General features: G+C 70.2%; 15 protein-coding genes. 8 read left to right on the top strand and 7 right to left on the bottom strand.

The window, feature by feature from the left end:
* The first annotated feature begins 519 nt into the window (after window positions 1-519).
* Window positions 520-3,552 carry a hypothetical protein gene (locus tag HCR68_RS13055; RefSeq protein WP_167150169.1) on the top strand — a complete coding sequence of 1,011 codons (3,033 nt, stop codon included), beginning with the start codon at window positions 520-522 and terminating at the stop codon, window positions 3,550-3,552.
* 226 nt (window positions 3,553-3,778) lie between these two features.
* Window positions 3,779-4,633, top strand: a complete 855-nt coding sequence (locus HCR68_RS13050; protein WP_167150167.1) for a glutathione S-transferase C-terminal domain-containing protein — start codon at window positions 3,779-3,781, stop codon at window positions 4,631-4,633.
* Window positions 4,634-4,659: 26 nt separating this feature from the next.
* Here the strand turns inward: HCR68_RS13050 and HCR68_RS13045 are convergent, their stop codons facing one another.
* The 5 genes from HCR68_RS13045 to HCR68_RS13025 form a co-directional block, all read right to left on the bottom strand.
* A complete protein-coding gene (locus HCR68_RS13045; RefSeq protein WP_167150165.1) occupies window positions 4,660-5,175 on the bottom strand; it encodes a GNAT family N-acetyltransferase in 516 nt (171 codons plus the stop codon).
* Entirely contained in the window at window positions 5,172-5,477 is a 306-nt protein-coding gene (locus HCR68_RS13040; RefSeq protein WP_167150163.1) for a DUF1778 domain-containing protein, read from the bottom strand. The genes HCR68_RS13045 and HCR68_RS13040 overlap by 4 nt, the downstream gene beginning before the upstream one ends.
* 186 nt (window positions 5,478-5,663) lie before the next feature.
* The gene (locus HCR68_RS13035; protein ID WP_167150161.1) at window positions 5,664-7,010 is read right to left on the bottom strand and encodes a DUF4921 family protein; all 1,347 of its coding nucleotides are present in this window, start codon (window positions 7,008-7,010) and stop codon (window positions 5,664-5,666) included.
* 133 nt (window positions 7,011-7,143) lie between these two features.
* The gene (locus HCR68_RS13030; RefSeq protein ID WP_126414788.1) at window positions 7,144-7,584 is read right to left on the bottom strand and encodes a TA system VapC family ribonuclease toxin; all 441 of its coding nucleotides are present in this window, start codon (window positions 7,582-7,584) and stop codon (window positions 7,144-7,146) included.
* A complete protein-coding gene (locus HCR68_RS13025; protein ID WP_167150159.1) occupies window positions 7,571-7,801 on the bottom strand; it encodes a DUF2191 domain-containing protein in 231 nt (76 codons plus the stop codon). Before HCR68_RS13025 ends, HCR68_RS13030 begins: the two co-directional genes overlap by 14 nt.
* 177 nt (window positions 7,802-7,978) lie before the next feature.
* Between HCR68_RS13025 and HCR68_RS13020 the strand changes: the two genes are divergently transcribed.
* Window positions 7,979-9,604 (top strand): cation:proton antiporter, encoded by a 1,626-nt coding sequence (locus HCR68_RS13020; RefSeq protein WP_167150156.1) that lies wholly within the window; start codon window positions 7,979-7,981, stop codon window positions 9,602-9,604.
* Window positions 9,605-10,003: 399 nt separating this feature from the next.
* Here the strand turns inward: HCR68_RS13020 and HCR68_RS13015 are convergent, their stop codons facing one another.
* The gene (locus tag HCR68_RS13015) at window positions 10,004-10,663 is read right to left on the bottom strand and encodes a GPP34 family phosphoprotein (RefSeq protein ID WP_167150173.1); all 660 of its coding nucleotides are present in this window, start codon (window positions 10,661-10,663) and stop codon (window positions 10,004-10,006) included.
* Window positions 10,664-10,918: 255 nt separating this feature from the next.
* Here HCR68_RS13015 and HCR68_RS13010 point away from each other — a divergent pair, with 255 nt between their 5' ends.
* The 5 genes from HCR68_RS13010 (at window position 10,919) to HCR68_RS12990 (ending at window position 17,708) form a co-directional block, all read left to right on the top strand.
* On the top strand, window positions 10,919-14,716 hold the full coding sequence (locus HCR68_RS13010) for a DEAD/DEAH box helicase (RefSeq protein ID WP_167150154.1): 3,798 nt from the start codon (window positions 10,919-10,921) through the stop codon (window positions 14,714-14,716).
* Between the two features lie 418 nt (window positions 14,717-15,134).
* The gene (locus HCR68_RS13005) at window positions 15,135-15,386 is read left to right on the top strand and encodes a DUF4244 domain-containing protein (protein ID WP_208320614.1); all 252 of its coding nucleotides are present in this window, start codon (window positions 15,135-15,137) and stop codon (window positions 15,384-15,386) included.
* A gap of 194 nt (window positions 15,387-15,580) precedes the next feature.
* Window positions 15,581-15,895, top strand: coding sequence for a TadE family type IV pilus minor pilin (locus HCR68_RS13000; protein WP_167150152.1), 315 nt, complete (start codon window positions 15,581-15,583; stop codon window positions 15,893-15,895).
* Window positions 15,896-16,158: 263 nt separating this feature from the next.
* Window positions 16,159-16,563, top strand: a complete 405-nt coding sequence (locus HCR68_RS12995) for an Rv3654c family TadE-like protein (RefSeq protein ID WP_167150150.1) — start codon at window positions 16,159-16,161, stop codon at window positions 16,561-16,563.
* 245 nt (window positions 16,564-16,808) lie between these two features.
* On the top strand, window positions 16,809-17,708 hold the full coding sequence (locus HCR68_RS12990; RefSeq protein ID WP_167150148.1) for a hypothetical protein: 900 nt from the start codon (window positions 16,809-16,811) through the stop codon (window positions 17,706-17,708).
* Here HCR68_RS12990 and HCR68_RS12985 read toward each other — a convergent pair.
* Window positions 17,705-18,172, bottom strand: a complete 468-nt coding sequence (locus HCR68_RS12985; RefSeq protein WP_167150145.1) for a DUF488 domain-containing protein — start codon at window positions 18,170-18,172, stop codon at window positions 17,705-17,707. The two genes, HCR68_RS12990 and HCR68_RS12985, sit on opposite strands and share 4 nt — an antisense overlap.
* Window positions 18,173-18,461: the final 289 nt, after the last annotated feature.

Raw genomic sequence — 18,461 nt, 5'->3', positions numbered from 1 at the left:
CACGCATCACCCAACGAATCCTGGCCCTGACAGCCGCCATCTGGCACAACAGCCTCACCAGCGCGCCTGTCCTACGCTCCCTGACCCCCTACGACCACTAACCCACCCCTTGGACTTACTCATCTAGCCCGTCGGCACGCCGCGACCTCAGTGGTCCGAAACCCGTTGGAAACACTAGGGTGGGGATGAGCGTCGTCGGAGCGCGCGAGTGCGGGACCGGCGGGTCGGGGCGCCGCCGCAGACCCCCGACATGCCCCGCGGTCGAGTTGCCCCTCGGCACAGCGGTAGCGGATTCTATAACTGTTCGGTAACACTGGACGTCGGACGACCGCCCGCTGGACGAAAGGAGCCCGATACGCCTATGACGCCGTTCATCGTTGAGCGGCGCGGGATGACGGACCTCCTCCCGCGGCGCTCCTTGGGTGCACGGATCACTTTCCGTGCGTCCTTGCAGCACACGGTGGAAGCCTTCGCCGCATGACGGTGCAACGTCAGGCTCCGCCCGGAAGGACAGACTCCATGACAACACGCGAAGACATCCTCGAGCGCCTGGCCTACGCCGATGCCCTCGGCCACGGCCCCAAGGCCTCGGCCCTCGTCGCGGAGGCCGTCAGCTGGGCGGACGCCCTGGGCGACGAGGACCTGCGGATCGCCACCCGGCTGGCCCTGACCGAGGCCTATCAGCAGGGCAACGAGGAGTGGAAGGCGCTGGCGCCCTTCGTGTGGAACCTCGGCCGCTACCAGCGGCGCCCCGAGCTGTTCGACGACGCCCAGGTGCGCACCCTGCACTGGCACTTCAAGTGGGCGGTGGCCGTGGCGGGGGCCAACCCCAAGGTCTCCAAGGACAAGGTGCGCCAGCTCGAGGCCAGTCTCGAGGAGTTCTACCGCGCCGAGGGCGCCTCCATGCACGTCGTCCACGGCGAGCGCGCCTCGGTGGCCGGTCTGCTGGGCCTGGAGGAGGAGGCCGCCGAGGAGCTGGCCGCCTGGCGGGCCACCCACCGCGACGAGAACGCCGACTGCGAGGGCTGCGACCCCATGCGCCAGGTCGCCTTCGCCTACCGCACCGAGGCCTGGGAGCTGGCCGTGGCCACGGCCGTGCCCGTGCTGACCGGCGCCGTCGGCTGCTCCGTGCAGCCCCAGACCATGCAGTCCCTCGTGCTGCTGCCCCTGCTGGCCTCCGGACGGCCCCGGGCCGCCTGGGAGGCGCATCTGCGCTCCTACCGGGAGATCCGGCGCACCCCGAAGGCCCTCATCTCCCTGGCCTACCACCTGGAGTACCTGGCCCTCGTGGGCCGGGTGGACCGCGGCCTGGAGATCCTGCGGCGACACCTGCCCTGGCTGGCCCGGGCCGAGTCGGCCTACGTGCTGCTGTCGGCCCTGCGCGGCATGAGCCTGGTGCTTCGCGAGGCCGAGCGGTCCGGCCGCGGCGAGGAGGCCCTGGGCGTCGAGCTGCCGGCCGCCGACCTGTGGTACCCGCTGCCGGGGTTGGAGGCCTCCACCACCATCTCGCGCGCCTACGCGGAGATGACCGGCTGGGCCCGGCGCCTGGCCCAGCAGTTCGACGCGCGCAACGGCAACTCCACGATCTCCGACCACCTGGAGCGCTCCCTGGTGCGGGCCGCCTTCGACGCCGCCCCCGGCGCGGTCCACGGGCTGGGCGTGGAGGTCGACCTCCTCGAGCCCTCCGAGGAGCTGCCCGAGCCGGCCCAGACGAGCCTGACCGTGGACGAGGACGGCGCCGAGCCCGACGTCGCCTCCCTCCTGGGACTCGTGGCCGACGACGACGGCTCGGTCCAGGAGCACGCGCCCCGGACGTCGTCGGGCCCGGAAACGGGAGGCCGACGCGCCCGCGCCGCCACCAGCCACCAGGGGGGCGATGAGCCCTTCCCACTGGTGGACCTCGTGCGGCCCCGGCCGGTGCGCAGCGGCGAGGAGGCGGTGCGCCGCTACGTCGACCACCGCCGCTCCATCGGCTCCTCGACGATGGACTACTGGTACGTCGTCGACCAGGTGGCCACGCGCGAGCTGCTGCCGCCGCCCGGTGAGGAGATCCCGGGCCTGGAGTACCACACGGGCCTGCTGCGCGCCGCGGCCCTGGCCTGCCGCACCGAGATGGACGAGGCCGTCGCCGAGCGCCTGCGGATCCGCCCCCTCATCGAGCTGGCCTTCGGGCCGCTGGGCGCCCACTACGTGGACCTGCTCAACCTCGACAACGAGATCACCGCCGACTCCATCGCCGAGCGCTCCCAGGAGGCCGAGCGCGAGCAGCGCCTGCGGCGCGCCACCGGGCTCATCGGGCAGATCGAGGTCCAGGTCGAGGACCTGGTGTCCACCGAGCTGCTCGACCCCGGGGGCACCGACGCGCTCGTGCTGGCCGCCGACGCGCTGCTCGTGGGGGCCTCGGTCCTCACCGACCTGCACGCCAGGGACGAGGCGCTCGGGGCGATCCAGGTGATCGCCCGGGCCGCCGCGGCCGTCCCCGAGGACCGGCATGCCGAGCGGATGGACGACATCCTCGACATGGCGCGCGCCGAGGTCCTGGCCGAGTGCGGCGACGTCTACAACGGCTGCCTCCTGGCCGAGGAGGTCATGCGCCGCCACGAGAAGGTCTCCCCGGTGCTGGCCGCCCGCGGGCGACGCCTGCTGGGCATCTCCTCGATGGAGGTGGGTCAGTTCGACGAGGCCATCACCCAGTTCCGCGAGCAGGCCAACATCATGCTGGCCGCCGGCATCACCCTGTACGCCGTGGCCTCGCTGCTGTCCCTGGGCTCGGCGCTGGAGGCCTCCGAGCGCTACCTGGAGAGCGCCGAGGTCCTGGAGTCCGCCCTGTCCCTGGCCCAGCGCGCCGGGGCCGAGAGCATCGCCCTCTACCTGCACCGGCTCCTGGCCCAGACCGGCATGGCCATGGGCGAGGAGGAGAGCGTCGCCGAGCACTCGCTGGCCGCCGCCGGGATTCTTGAGGACCAGGGGCGCCGGGCGCTGGCGGGGGAGTACCTCTCGCACGCGGCGATGGCCGCCTCCAACCTCAAGGACAACGTACGCGCAGCCGCGCTGTTCCGCCGGGCCGCCGACCTGGAGGACACCCGCACCGACCAGGGCCGCCTGGATAGGGGGCGGGCGCTGCGCCGCTCGGCCCGGGCGCTGGTGGACGACCTCACCCTGTCCATGGCCCGCGTCCGACTGGCCGATGCCCAGGAGATCATGGAGGAGGCCCGCCAGGCCTTCGCCGGTGTGGCCGACACCGAGGGCTACTCCTCGGCCTGGGAGATCGGCGACTGGCATGACGACATGGCCTGGATCCTGTGGCGCACCGGCCAGAACCGGCAGGCGGTCCAGCACTGCGAGGCCGCCTACGAGGGCTACATGGACACCGAGGACCGCGACTCGGCCTCGCGCGCCCTGTGCATGCTGGCGCGCCTGCACGCCGAGCGCGGCGAGCGCGAGGAGGCCCTGGCCGCCTGCGCCCGCGTGCGCGACCTGCTGGGTGAGCCGCACTGGGACGGGCACGACGCCCTGGAGTTCGTGGCCTCCATCGAGGAGACGCTGCGCTGAGCCGCGCCTCCATTTCCTGCGGGCAGGGCATGTAGCGCGTACGGGTGCAGGATTCCCGTCCCCGTACGCGTGGAATGCCCCGGCCCGTGGTGGAGGTTGAGCCGGCGGTGCGAGAGGTGTCAATGCGAGGTTCGCCCCGTGTGAATCGGCTGACGGCCGGGGCCGGGCAAGGAATGATAAGCCTTGGGCATCACGACCCCTCGACGACCCTCCCGGGAGGCACCCCATGGCCATCGCAGTCTCACACCGATTCTCACCCAGCGGCGACCTACCCGTGGAGGCGGGCCGCTATCGACTCGTGGCGGCGGGCTCGTGCCCGTGGTGCCGCCGTGTCCTCATCGCCCGGCGCCTGCTCGGCCTGACCGAGGCGCTTCCCGTCTCCTGGACCTACGGCAAGGGCGTGGACGGCTACTGGGAGCTGACCGGGCCCGGCGTCGACCCGGCGCTCGGCGCCCGCTCCCTGGCCGAGGTCTACGAGAAGACCCCCGGCTACGAGCCCGCCCCCACCGTTCCGGCCCTGGTGGACATGACCACCGGCGAGGTCGTCAGTGACGACTCCGGTGACATGCTCTTCGATCTGTCCACCGCCTGGTGGGACCTCCAGCGCGAGGGCGCCCCGGACCTCTACCCGCTCAACCGCCGCAACTCCACCGACGCTTGGGACGAGTGGATCGGCTCCCAGATCAACGTCGGCCACGCGGTGGCCACCCACTCCAAGGACCCGGAGAAGGCCGCGGCGGCCGCCAACGGGGTCCTCGTGGGCTTCGACGTCATCGACTCCCTCCTGGCGCGGGCCACACGGATGGAGGCCTCCCGCGAGGACGGTCTGACGATGCTCGACGGGCCGGCCCTGTCCGCCGTCGTCTCGATCGGCCAGTTCCTGTGCGGCGACAAGCCCACCGGCAGCGACATCCGCCTGTTCACCACCGTCCAGTCCTACGAGTACGGCGGACGCCAGCACTACCCCGGCGGCGAGGCGCCGTCGATCTCCTTCTGGCCGGCCCTGGCCCGCTGGTTCCGCGCCCTGGAGGGCCGCTCGGGATGGGTGGGTCCTGAGGAGCGCAGCGCCCTGGGCTGCTGAGGCGCCCGGCTACGGCCGGTGGGGCGTCAGGAGGAGCTGAGCATTCGTGCCATCTGCTTCATGGAGAGCAGCAGGTGCAGCTCGTTGGCGGGCGATGGGAGAAAGTCGCCGTTGGCGAGGTAGAAGGAGCGGGCCTGCTCGTCTCGACAGTGCACCACAAGGGCGGCGGCGCCCACCTCTCGACTGAGCATGTAGCAGCGCTCGATCGCGTCCTTGAGCAGCGCTGCGCCGACCCCTCGGCCCTGGGCCCGCTCATCAACCGCGAGCCGGGCCAGAAGAAGGCACGGAATCTCCTGGGGCCGGCTGCGGTGATTGAGCCCTTCGGGCGCGTCAGCGCGGGAGTAGGCGCCGGTCGTGATGGCGTAGTAGCCGAGGACGGCGCCATCCTGGACGGTGACGTATGTGACGGCGTTGTTGGCCCTCTGGTTCTGCCACGCGTATCGCTGGAACCAGTCATCCAGCTCCGCTGCCCCGCTGTGGAATCCTGCCGTGACGTCCTGACGGACGAGGCGTCGAGGGGCCTTGAGGACTCCGCTGCTCACGATCTGTCGTCGAGGTCGATGCGGGTCCCGAAGGGGGAGGGGCGGTTCCACAGGCGCGCGAAGCGCGACGTGTCCTCCAAGGGGGCGTCCAGCAGGTCCTCGATGGCGTCGAGCTGCTCCGACGTCACGGCGAACCAACGGCGATCAGCGAGAACGCGCTCAGCCTCAAGTGTCGCTGAGGACAGGATGAACTCGCTGACGGAGCGGTCCGTCTGGGACGCGGCCTGCTGAATCAGAGTCTCCTGGCGCGGCGTCGCGCGTAGATCAATCCTTCGGGTCTTACGGGCTGTTGCGGTCGACATGGTCTATGGCCTCCTCGTCAGTACAGATAATGTACGTACGGGAGTGCGGGCGTGCAACGGCGCGCCCCGACGGCGCGGCTCGACGTCGGGGTCGTACCTTAGGTCTCGCGTTCGAGGGGTAGAGGGTACACCGCGCGACCTACCCTACGACCGTGCAGATGCTCCGCCCTACTTTCGCAACAGACCCTACGGCCGGGCGGTGAGGACGGGGTTGTACAGGAGCCGGTTGGGCGTCGTCGGGCACTCCTCGCCCACGGCCATCGGTGCGATGAGCCGATCCGCCCGCAGGTCCTCCAGGCGCGCCACCACGCGGTCGCGCAGCGTCCACGGGTCGATCGTGTTGAGGTAGATCTTCGTGCCGCCCTCGAATCCCGCCAGGGTCGAGACCCGCCACTTGAGCGTGATGTGCCAGGGCATCGGCTGGTCGACCTCCGGCGGCTTGTGGTGCCACTCCTCGTTGCTGGGCACGTCCGCCCCCGTGGCCGCGTGCAGGGCGTGGACCAGGTCGGCGACGGCGTCGACCTCCTCGCGGCTCATGAGCCACGGCTCGGGCATGGCCGACGTCGAGTACACCTCCAGCGTCGGGTAGCGGTGCCCGAACCCGGCGAAGGCCACCGCGTGCTCGTTGCTCGCCACGAGCAGCCCCCGGTAGGCGGCGTAGTCCACCGCCATCTCGTTGTACAGGTTGGGGTTGGCCCGCACCTTCTGCAGCTCCAGCTCGCTGGTCACGCCGCGCTCGTCGATGCCCACCAGCTGCTTGTGCAGGTGGTCGAAGCTCGCCCCGGCCGGCCGCAGCCAGTTCTGGAAGACGGCCACGTAGCGCACCCACCGGTTGGCCTCGTACAGGCTCTGCATCGCGTGGATCGCCAGGCGCGTGTAGGCGCGGTGCTCGGCCGCGCTCAGCGTCCCCGAGCCGGCCAGGGCGGAGGTGTCGACGGCGTCGTCGGTGAAGTGACGTCGGCCGATGATGACGTCATGGCCCCCGGCGAAGAAGGCCGCCAGGAAGGTGCGACGGGCCCGCTCGTCCATCGAGTCCCAGGAGGCCGGGTCCGCGCCCGCGGCCGCCAGCTTGGTACGCGCCACCCGCTCGACGTGCTCGACGCCGGCCGGCTCGGCCAGGTAGGCCTCCATGCGCTCGCGGGCGGCGTCGGGGATCTCGTAGCCGTGGTTGATGTGCCAGTAGTCGAAGGAGAGGATCTCGAAGAGGTTGGGCACCCGCCGGAAGTCGGCCACCGTGTCGAACAGGGCGGAGGCGGGCACGGCATCGAGCCGATCGAAGCCGCCGTCGGCCCGGCGCACGAGGCGCGACTTCTCCGGAGGCGTCTCCAGGTAGCGCGCCGAGCAGAAGGCGCAGGCGTGGGTGCGGTCGGCCTCCTCAAGGGGGCGGACCTCGGCGACCGGGTGCGAGATGGGGCGGTTGGCGCGGCCCGGCACGGTCCACACCTCGGTGCCGGTGAAGGGGCTGATCTGCTTGACCGTCCCGTCGGCCAGGCGCGTGAGTGGTTCGGCGGAGGGGGAGTACGGCATGAGCATGCCCCCATTGTGGCGCGTTGTGGTGCTTGTCGTGACGCTCTGTGACGCGCCAGGTCGTGTTGCAAGACCCGCCAGGCGCTGCGGACGCGGCCGGCGGGGCCTCGGCGTCGCGACGAGTCGAGTGCCGCACCGTCTACATAGGAATGAGTTCGACGTACCGGCGGTCCTGTGGCTCGAGCGCCTGGACCATGCGCCCGTCCATGGTGGCCAGGACAGCATCGTGACGGGCAGCGAGATCCACAAGGTGCAAGTCGGTCACCTGCTTGGGGCCCTTCAGTCCCGAAAAGCTGATGGAGGGTGCGGCGAGTGGGGCGTCGTCGACGAGGAACACGTGGTCATCAAGCGATGTTAGCTCACCGAGTGCGGAGGTCACCTCAAGGACCGCGATCTCGAATCCGGTGACTCGAGGATTCATGAGCAGGCGCAGGTAGGCGGCTTGAGTGACGGGGCACGTTGCCCACCGGCCTACGTCATCGAACCAGCTGGTCACGACCTCATGATGAGCGTGGTTCGGTAAGGACAACGCCACCAGAACGTTGACATCAAGCAGGCGCAGGCGATCAGTGGTCGCCATCTCGGTACTGTTCGATGAGCTCAGGCGTCACCACATGCGCCTCCCGGCCATCTGGCGGGAAGAACAGTGGGATCCCGTGCTTGCTGGTGCGTGACCCGTGAGAGATCCCCCGCAGCGCGAGATCGGAGACGGCGCGCCCGAGCGACACCCCTTCGCGGTGAGCGCGCTCGCGGGCCAGGGACAGGACCCGGTCATCGATCTCAAGTGTGGTCCTCATGCGACCATGATCGCATCGGCGCATCACGTCATCAAGAACTCGTGCGCTCCGACGAGCACGATGGCGGAATCGTGGGGCCGGCCCGCTGAGGCCGGGGTAGTCTCTCTGACTCGCGCACCGGGCTGGGCCCGCGGCGCGCCCCGAACTGCCCGCACCCGACCGGAGAGAGGAGACGACATGGCCCTGACGGGTCTGGCCGAGGTCTTCACCTCCCTGCTGCTCATCGTGGCGGTGGCCTTCGTGGCGCCGCTGGTCTCCTGGACCGTCCCCAAGCGGCTCGTGCCCGAGGTCGTCCTCCTCATCCTCGGCGGGATGGCCATCGGCCCCCACGGGCTGTCACTGGCCGGGGAGGGGCCCTCCATCGAGCTGCTGCGCGAGCTCGGCGTCGCCTTCCTCTTCCTCATGGCCGGCTATGAGATCGACGTCAATGAGCTGCGCGGCGCCGGCGGGCGCCACGCTGCCATCGCCTGGATGCTCTCCCTGGGCCTGGCCTTCGGGGCGGTGACGGCCATCGGGGTGACCGGCGGCGCGCTGTCCGCCAACGGCATCGCCATCGCCATCGCGATGACCTCGACGGCGATCGGCACGATCCTGCCGATCCTGCGCGACCGCGGCCTGCTGCCCACCGCGGTGGGCGCTGCGATCCTCAACCACGGCGCCGTCGGCGAGGTGGGCCCGATCCTGCTCATGGCGCTGCTGCTGGGCTCGCGCTCGACCTGGGTGAGCCTGGCGATCCTGGCCGCCTTCCTCGTCATCACCCTGCTCATCGTGCGCTTCACCAGTCGCGTTAAGCGCGTGGGGCGCCGTCTGGTCGAGGCCATCCACCTGGGCGCCTCGACGACGGCGCAGACCACCATCCGCGCCACCGTCCTGCTCCTGGTGGGACTGTGCGCGATCGCCACCGTCTTCGACCTCGACGTCATCCTGGGGGCCTTCGCCGCCGGATTCGTCCTGCGCCACGTCCTGCCCGAGGGGGACGCCCAGTTCGAGGAGAAGCTCGACGGCCTCGCCTACGGGTTCTTCGTCCCGATCTTCTTCGTCACCTCCGGCATGGGCATCGACATGAGTCTGAGCGCCGGGGACGTGGTCAACCTGCTGGCCTTCTTCGTGCTGCTGGTGCTCGTGCGGGGCGTGCCGGTGTGGCTGGCCTCCCGCGTGGAGCGGCGTCGGGACGGCTCGCGCGCCTACTCGATGCGCCAGAGCCTCCAGATCGCGGTCTACTCGACGACGGCGCTGCCCATCATCGTGGCCGTCACTCAGGTGGCGGTCAGCGCCGAGGCCATGTCGACCTCCTTCGCCTCCACGCTCGTGCTGGCCGGGGTGCTCTCGGTGCTCGTCCTGCCGGCTGCGGGGCTGGTGCTGGGGCACAGGAGCGACCACGTTCCGGCCAACGAGGTGATGCGCGTGGTCCAGGGGCCCGCCGCACCCGACGGGCGCACCCCCGAGGAGGCCACGGTCCCTGCTGGCGAGCACGTCTCGGAGCCGCGGCGGCCGGCGTCGCCGCCCAGTGGCATCAGGCTGCCGGCGGGCGAACGTACCCCGGCGGGAGGGGCGAGGCGCCCGGCGCAGCCCGACCTGGTGGGTCTGCCCGACCTGCGCGAGCGGGCGGCACCCGTCGCCTCGCGCCTGGCCGACCTGGGACTGCACGCCCGGGGGCTGTCGGTGGAGGAGTCGCACCGCCTGGCCGACCGGCTGGCCCAGATCGAGCAGGACCACGCCCTGTGGCGCGAGCGCTGGCACCACTTGCGCCGGCGCGGCGGCACCTCCCGAGCCGCCCGACGCCGCCGGCCCCGCGGCGAGTGAACCCGCGTCTCCTCCGCCCCTCTGCCGTGCGGGTATTTTTTCGCGTAGCCCTGCAGAAATTCCGCCCGGCTACGCGAAAAATGCCCGGCTCGGTGTTGACTCAGTCGTTGGATGTCTGGCTCGGCGGTGCCCCGGCTGCTGTCCTTGCGCCAACCTCCTCCGGTGGGGACATGTCACGCGTGCGGGGACCTTTTCCCGTGGCCGGGGACATTCGACGCCGTCGGGGACAAAAATCCTGCACCCGTGCGCGTGACATGTCCCCGGCCGCGCGATGGGTGCACCTGTACGCGTGACATGTCCCCGGTCGCGCGATGGGCGCACCCGGCCGCGCGGAACGTCCCCGTTCGTGAGCCGGCGGTCGAACCGGCCCTTGCGATGGCTGGACCGGGTTCCGGGCCGTCAGCTGGTGGACACCGCCGCTGCGCTCGTGGCCGCGATGATGGCCGTCGTCGTGGCGTCCACGGCCCGCTGCACCGCGCGCCCCACGGGGCTCGCCCCCGCGATCTCCTTGATCCTGCGCTTGAGCTCGCCACGGCTGAGTCCGGTCTCCTGCTGCGGCAGGACGACCGGCGCGACGCCGAGCGCCTGGAGGATCGACAACAGGGCGACGTCGGACCCGGTGGGCGGCTGCACCCCGCGCAGTGCGCCGTCGATGCGCTCGCGCACCTGCCGCTCGGGAACCGGGTCCAGCGTCGGGTAGGTCGGGCTGAAGGATCCGAACAGCCCGCCGGTGTGGATGCGCACAACCCCTGCGGCCTCCAGGGAGGCGGCGATGTGACGGGTGGGGTCGAGCTTGCCCCACGAGACCAGGGAGGAGAAGCGCTTGCCGTCCTTGGCGGGCAGGACCGTCAGCGCCCAGTCCAGCACCGGGTGCCCGGTGGGGCCGGAGTTGATGATGTAGACGCGGGGGCTGCGCTCCTCGGTCAGGGAGATGCGGCCGGCCAGCAGCAGGTCGGTGAGCAGCGCGCCGGTGAGCCCGTAGCTCGGGTAGGTCATGCGGCTCTCGGGCTTTCCGGAGTCCTTGGTCAGCAGGAGGAACAACTCTTCACAGATCAGCATCGCATTCATGTATCCAGTACATCGTGCCGTGGCCTGACTGTGATCCCTCGCACGGGCGAGATCCGGGTCCGGGCCGGGTCCTCCCTGAGGGGGAGACGCAGGGACCACCGGTTGGAGCGCGCCCGTTTCACGCCGGTCCGTGCCAGTCCGTGCCCGGCCTCTCGCCGGTGCGGAGCCGGTCCGCTTTCGCGCTGGGCGTTCGACCACGTGCGGGCGGCGCCCGATCGTGTCGTACCCGGCCCGTAACCTGGGGGCATGGCGCGGGACGTACGGCATGACGACTGGCCGGTGGAGCTCACTGATGACCGGATCATCGGCAGGGTCGGCCACCGGACCTTCCAACGCGGCCTGGACTATGCGCGCAAGGGCCGGGTCCGGGGCATCGGCGTCGCCGCGGGCGGAGACATCATCAGTGCCCAGATCAAGGGCTCGGGCGCGCGCACCTACCAGACCATGGTCTTCCGCTCGCCCGGCAGCGGCCCCCGGCGTCCGGCCTGGACCGGCAGCTGCTCGTGCCCGGTGGGCTCCAACTGCAAGCACGTGGTCGCCCTCCTCATCACGGTGCGCGCCCTGGCCGAGGAGGAGCCCGACGGCGATGCCGCCGTCCCGCATTCCGCCTGGGAGGGCCGGCTCGCCGGCCTGCTGCACGTGGAGCGCACGCCGCGCCGTCGGATGGCCCTGGAGATCGTCGACGATCCCGGCAGCATGTGGGGCACCCCGCCCGGCCCGTCCATGCTGCCGCTCATCGAGGGCAAGCGCGGCTGGAATCGGCAGGGCGCCTCCTGGAGCCAGGTCGCCTCCGGGGGACTCGACGACGAGGTCGATCCCGACGTCATCGGCGTCCTGCGCGAGCTGGCCGGCATGGCCGACGGCTTCGGCTTCTACTACGCCGACGACCGCATCTCCCTGGTGTCCGCTCCCGCCCGTGTCTGGGAGGTGCTGCGCCGTGGGGTGGCGGCCGGCCTGACCCTCACCACCGCACAGCGCCACGGCCAGCCGGTCTACCTCGCCGAGGGACTGCGCGGCGGCGTCCACCTCATCCGGGACGACGACGGAGGCGTCGTTATCACCCCCGCCCTGGACATCGACGGCGTCGAGGAGATCAGCCGTCTGCAGGTCCCCGGGCTGGAGCTCAACCTTACCCTCATGCCGATCGGGGACCCCGTCCACGGCTTCTACACGTGGATGCCCGGGCGCGAGCTGCTGCTCATGCCGATCGAGCCTCGCCCCACCGAGGCCCTCTCGCGGGTGCTGCGGGGCGAGGGCGACTCGATCGTCATCCCGGCCCAGGACGTCGGGCGCTTCGAGAACGAGCATCTTGAGGCCCTCACCCGCGCCCTGCCGGTCCTGTCCGCGGACGCCTCCATCCGCATGCCCCGGCCCACGACGCCGCGCGCCGCGCTCGCGGTCCACGTCGACGCCGACGAGCACCACCTGACCACCGAGTGGTCGATCCGCTACGTCTCCGAGGACGGCGAGGTCCACCACAGCCACGGCGTCGGGGACCTCGCCGCGGCCGCCGAGGGGCGCATCGAGGGCGCGGTCGCCGGTCGGGACGTCGAGGGGGAGACCCGACTGGCCCGCGAGGTCCTCAACCGCCTGCTGCCCCTGACCGGCCGGCATCCGGCCGTGTGGCACCCCCTGGACCTGCGCGGTATGGACACGGCCCGCTTCATGACGCAGACGCTGCCGGTCCTGCGCGAGATGGAGGCCTTCGACGTCGAGGTCGACGACGACGTCCCCGCCTACCGCGAGGCCGCCGACGCCCCGGTCATCACCACCTCCGTGGACGACGACGAGGACCGCCCCGACTGGTTCTCCCTGTCCGTGCGCGTCCGCGTGGGTGACGAGGAGATCCTCGTCGGCCGGCTCATGGCGGCCGTGGCCGCCGGCGAGAGGGAGGTGCTCCTGGAGTCGGGCACGTGGGTGAGCATCGACCGGCCCGAGATCGAGGCCCTGGCCCGTCTCATGGAGGAGGGCCGTGAGCTGGCCGACCCGCAGGCCCACGGCACCCTGCGGGTCAGCGCCCTGCACGCCGGATACTACGAGGCCCTGGAGTCCCTCGGCGTCATCGGGCGGGCCACGGCCCGCTGGAAGGAGCGGGTCGGGCGGCTGCTGGAGCGGGCGCGCGCCGCCGAGGCCGCGGCGGAGCACTCCGACGGCTCGGCCGGCGGGACCGAGGACGTGGGTGCTGGTGAGGTGGCCGGTCAGGTGGCCGTGCCCGAGGGGATGCGGGCGACGCTGCGCCCCTACCAGCTCGAGGGCTACCGCTGGCTGGACTTCCTGCGCCAGGCGGGTCTGGGCGGGGTCCTGGCCGATGACATGGGACTGGGCAAGACCGTCCAGGTGCTGGCCGCCGTCCAGCGGCTCGTCGAGGAGCGCGAGCGCGCCGGGGACGGGGCTGCGGCCGGCGTCGGGAGTGACGTCGGTTCCGACGGGGCAGGGGCGGATGGCCCCGGTGACGCCGCCGAGGCCGCCGCTGCGGGCGCTACCGACGGAGCCGACGAGTCCCGCGGGAGCGGCGAGGCGACCACGGCCGACGAGCCGGCCGGGACCGGGCCGGTGCTCGTCATCGCACCGACCTCCGTCGTCGGCTCCTGGGTGGAGCAGGCCGAGCGGTTCTGCCCGGGGCTGCGGGTGCGGGCGGTCACGCGCACCGCCGCCAAGCGCGAGGAGTCCCTGGATCAGATCGCGGCGGGCTGCGACGTCGTCGTCACCTCCTACACGATCGCGCGCCTGTGCGAGGAGGAGTTCATCGCCCAGGACTGGGCCTGGGTGGTGTGCGACGAGGCCCAGTTCGTCAAGAACCACACTTCCGCCACCTACAAGGCCGTGCGGCGGCTGCGGGCACCGTCAACCATCGCGATCACCGGCACGCCGCTGGAGAACTCGCTCATGGATCTGTGGGCGCTCATGAGCATCGCGGCGCCGGGACTGCTGCCCGACCCTGAGCGCTTCGGGCAGGTCTACCGTAAGCCGATCGACCGCGGGGACACCGAGGCGCTGGGGCGGCTGCGGCGCCGGATGCGTCCCTTCCTGCTGCGGCGCACCAAGGAGCAGGTGGCCGCGGACCTGCCGGCCAAGACCGAGCAGGTCCTGGCCGTCGAGCTGGGCGCCAGGCACCGCAAGGCCTACGACCAGCGCCTGGCGCGTGAGCGGCAGAAGATCCTCGGGCTGCTGGAGGAGGACACGGCGCAGTCGCGCTTCATCGCGCTCAAGGCGCTCACCACCCTGCGGCAGATGGCCCTCGACCCGGTGCTCGTCGACGGCGAGGACGGGACCGGGGACGCTGAGGCTGCGGGCCAGGAGACGGCCGGCGGAAGCGGCGGCTCCGGGAAGAAGCCGGCCCGCGGTGCAAAAGGGGCCAAGGGCGCGAAGGGTGCCAAGGGGAAGGCTGTGGCACCCGCCGGGCCCTCTGCACCTGCTGCGGGACAGCGCAGGCCCGGTCGGCGGCCGAGCCCGTCGGCCAAGGTCGAGGTGCTCCTGGAGCACCTGGGCCCCATCGTCTCCGAGGGGCACCGCGCCCTCATCTTCTCCCAGTTCACGCGCTACCTCTCCGGCGTGCGCGAGCACCTGGAGGCCGCCGGGGTGCGGGCCGCCTACATGGATGGCGCCACCTCCAACCGCCAGGAGGTCATCGACGCCTTCCGGGCCGGCGAGGCCGACGTCTTCCTCATCTCGCTCAAGGCCGGCGGTTTCGGGCTCACGCTCACCGAGGCCGACTACGTCTTCCTGCTGGACCCGTGGTGGAACCCGCAGGTCGAGGAGCAGGCCGTCGACCGCACCCACCGGATCGGCCAGGACAAGCCGGTCATGGTCTACCGGCTCGTCTCGGCCGACACGATCGAGGAGAAGGTCATGGCCCTCAAGGAGAAGAAGGCCGAGCTCTTCGCCCGGGTCGTCGAGGGGACCGGTGACGCCGAGGCCGGCCTCGGGGGCGTCGGTGCCGAGGGCATGGTGGGCGCGGCCACTGCGGGTGGGGCCGGTGGCACAGGAGGCCTCAGCCCGGCGGCACTGACCGCCGCCGAGATCCGCGAGCTCATCGAGGGCTGAGAGCCGTTGGGCCCCGTCCGGTGGCTCGCGCCCGAGCCGCACCGGTTGCCCGGCCCCGCCCCTCCCACACGTACGGGGACATTCGACGCCGTCGGGTGCATCGTTCTCCGGGCGGGGACATTCGACGCCGTCGGGGACGGAAATCCTGCACCCGTACGCGTGGGATGTCCCCGGCCAGACGGAGATGTCCCCGGCCGCGCAGGATGTCCCCGTCCGGTGAGGTACCCGCGCGGCTCGGCCGATCGGCTGCGGTGCGGGCGGCCCCAGGCTCCACAGGCCCGGGGCTGCAGGTGGTCTCCACAGGGCTGAGAAGCCCCTGAGCGCAGACGTGCGGGGTGGACTGATTCTGGTGGGGCGGGCACGGCGCCCGCGGGGGAGCAGCGGCGCGCTGGTCCCCTCTAACCAGAGGAGAATCACCATGAGGAGACCCACCAGGACCACCTTGCGTGCTCTGCGTACCAGCGTGATGCTGGCCCGCTCGGGCGACCCGGCGGCGCTGCCGGCCGCGCTGCGACGCCTGGCGTCCAAGGAGGACGGCATGGCCACCGCCGAGTACGCCATCGGGACCTTGGCAGCCGCGGCCTTCGCCGGCCTGCTACTGGCACTCATGCGCTCGGGCAGCCTGAGCGGTGCCCTGCAGTCCATCATCGAGTCGGCGCTCTCGGTGTGATGTGCGGCGTCATCGCAGCAGGTGGGCGCGCTCGCCCCCGAGTGGCCCGGGTGCCCGGCGGCGGCCGACGTCGCCGCCCGGGCGCCGTTTCCCGCAGGCCTTCCGGCCGAGCGGAATCGCCCCGGTCTCCCGGTCTCCGGACCCGCCGAGGTCGTGAGCCCGGTGACGGGCCCGTCGGCTCAAGCGAGCAGGGGATGGTGACGGCCGAGACGGCGCTGTCACTGCCCGCCGTCGTCCTCGTGCTCCTCATCGTCCTGGCGGCCGTCAGCGCCGGTGTCACCCAGCTGCGGGTGGCCGACGCCGCCCGCACGGCCGCCCGACAGGCCGCTATCGGCCAGGACGACTACACCGGCGCCGCCCAGCGCGTGGCCGGCGGGGTGAGTCTGGGCGTCGAGCAGGGCGAGCTCACCTGCGTCACCGCCGTCCGGCCCGTGCCCGGGCCCCTGGGCGGGCTGGGACTGACGGCGCGCGCCCGAGCCTGCGCCTATACCGAACCGAGCGGTCCATGAGCCGCCCGGGAGACCGGACCCGACGGATGGGACCGGCGGTTCGCCGTCCAGATCTGCGGACGTGTCTGGCATGCGCGCTCGCGGTCTTCGCGCGGGCGGCCGGTCGGCTCACCTGTCAGCGGGCTGGGCGATCGGCTCAGCGGCTGACTCAGCGACTGGTGCAGCGGCCGGCGCTGCGACCGGCTCGGTGGCTGGTGCAGCGGCAGGTCGGGCGGCTCACCTGTCGGGCCGGATGGCCGACGTCGCGGCTGACTCGGCGGCCGGTGGTGCGGCTGGCTCGGCGACTCCTCCGGGCCTCCGGCCCTCGGCGGGACGAGCGCGGCTCAGGGACGGTCTACGCCCTGGGTGTCATCGCGGTGCTCCTGGCAGCGGCGGTCGGCATCGTGGGCCTCATCCAGGCCCAGAGCGCCACCGGCCGGGCGCGCGCCGCGGCCGACCTGTCAGCCGTCTCCGGCGCCACGGTCCTGTCCTCGGTCATCGCCCCCGGCGACCCCTGCGCCATGGCCCAGCGCGTCGCGGCCGCCAACGGAGCGTCGGTGAGCGCGTGCTCCGTGACCGGCGAGGACGTCACCGTCAGCGTCGTCGTCCCGACGACGATCCTCGGCCTGTCCCGTCAGGCCACCGCCCAGGCCCGCGCCGGCCCCGTCGACGCCCCGCCCGGCCCCTGATGAGTGGTAGAGAGACGTGAAACGACGGGTGAATGGTGTGCGCATGAGAATGATGGTCGTATAATTTACGAGACTCATCTTGTGTGCCCGCCGTTCACCTCTACCTATCAGTCATTGGGGCCGCTATGGCGCCAATGATGATCGCATCAAATCAGTCGAAACCCGTTCACCAGGAGGAGAGGTAATGCGTCCTCCTTCTGAAAAATATCTCGAATGCCTGTCCGTCATGCACGAAAGGAAGCTTTATGAGTGCTGATAGGTCCTCGGCCGAGGATGTCTTCCTTGCTCGTCAGGACGATCGTGCCGGAAGACGCATACAGGTTTTTATTGTGGTTAAGACGGCTCCGACTCCTTCGGCGAAGTATGTGGATACTGTCTGTGTCGCGGGTCTCGTAGTATCTCCTGGGCCGTTGCGTTGGGTGAGGCTGTACCCAGTACCATTTCGTCACCTGGATTTTGAGCGTCAGTTCCGTAAGTACTCTATTATCGAGGTTGATGTCGCGGCTCCAGATCATGGTGATGGTCGCCCAGAAAGCCTGAAGGTGAAGGACTTCAATAGAATAACTGTACTTGAAGAGACCGGCAGTGACTCTGTGCGCCGACATGAAATCATGAGAGATGTCGAGCCGACTACTGCGTGTGTGCTTTACAGTGGAGCGAAAGCTGATCCCGCTGGGGCGACTTCGTTGGGTCTTGTCGCCCCGATTGATCCGCGCATTGAAGTTGCCGCGAGTAAGGGTTGGTCTGAGAGTCAAAAACGTACGATAGAGGCGCATCAGGACCAGCTTGCTTTAGACCTAGGGGCTGAGCTGAGAAGAGACGCCCCTCCTCTGGAGTCGCCTCCTTTCCAGGCCTGGTACGTGTACCGGTGTGAAACCGATGGTTGCCGCGAGCATCGGCAGGGAATCCTTGACTGGGAACTGACAGCGCTTCAGCGTCGCGCGCAGAAGGAGGGTGGGGATGCTCGGTCATGGATAAAAGAGCGGTTCGAAACGATCATGCTCAGTCGCGAACGTAGCACCCGATTCATTCTAGGGAACCAAGCGGCGGGGCATAAGCGTCACACTTTCTCGGTGCTCAGTATTTACTATCCGAAGAGAGAGGCTGTTAACAGGGCGATGATGGCTTTATCGTCCCTGTTCTAGCCCGCAATCGCCATGGCTGTGAAAAAGGTTTCTCGACGAAGTCGATCGACCTCGTCGATAATTTGTTCTCGATGACAGCAGCGCTGGTCGCTCTCGAAACATAGAAGGTAAACAACTTCCTCGGCTTCGATCAGGCTGGAGAGGTAATGAATTGCTTTTTCCCCTGACTCGGAGTCGAGAACCTCTGTCATGTAGCGCCTGTGAGCGTGCCGTGCTGCGGGGGTATCTGGGTTGGCGTAACTTGGCCGGTTTTCTTTCGGATTGCCCAGTTGTGGAAGGTGTTCGTAGGTGAAGCCGTGAGAATCGAGGTGCTCGCGCAGGCGGCTCTTGGAGAATCCTTTTATTCGCGATATCGGGGTCATGCGAACATCGATAAGGTGGGTTGCGCCACTTTCTTGCATGGACTGAATGAGGTCATTGAGGGTCTGCCCTTGGTAACCCCAGCCCACTAAACGTCCTGGCATGCCGTGAGTCTCCCTGCGTTCGCGCGAATTAATCCTCAATTAATACCTTACACCATGAGGACATTGATGGCAGTGTTCGATGTTGCTCTCTGTGAATTGTGTGCGATCTCTCCAGGGAATACCTTGTCAGTCCTCGACGGCGACCGTGGTGCCGCCCGCGAACTGGGCGTTGTGGAGGCGGGTGTAGGTGCCGTCGGCGGCGATGAGCTGATCGTGGTTGCCCTGCTCGACGATGTCGCCGTGCTCCATGACCAAGATGGTGTCGGCGTCGCGGATCGTGGACAGGCGG

Origin of the sequence: Actinomyces sp. ZJ308, assembly GCF_011752065.1 — a bacterium.
Classification (GTDB): Bacteria; Actinomycetota; Actinomycetes; order Actinomycetales; family Actinomycetaceae; genus Actinomyces.
The sequence above is the reverse complement of the archived record's forward strand: the minus strand, read 5'-3'. Positions and strand labels throughout refer to the sequence as shown.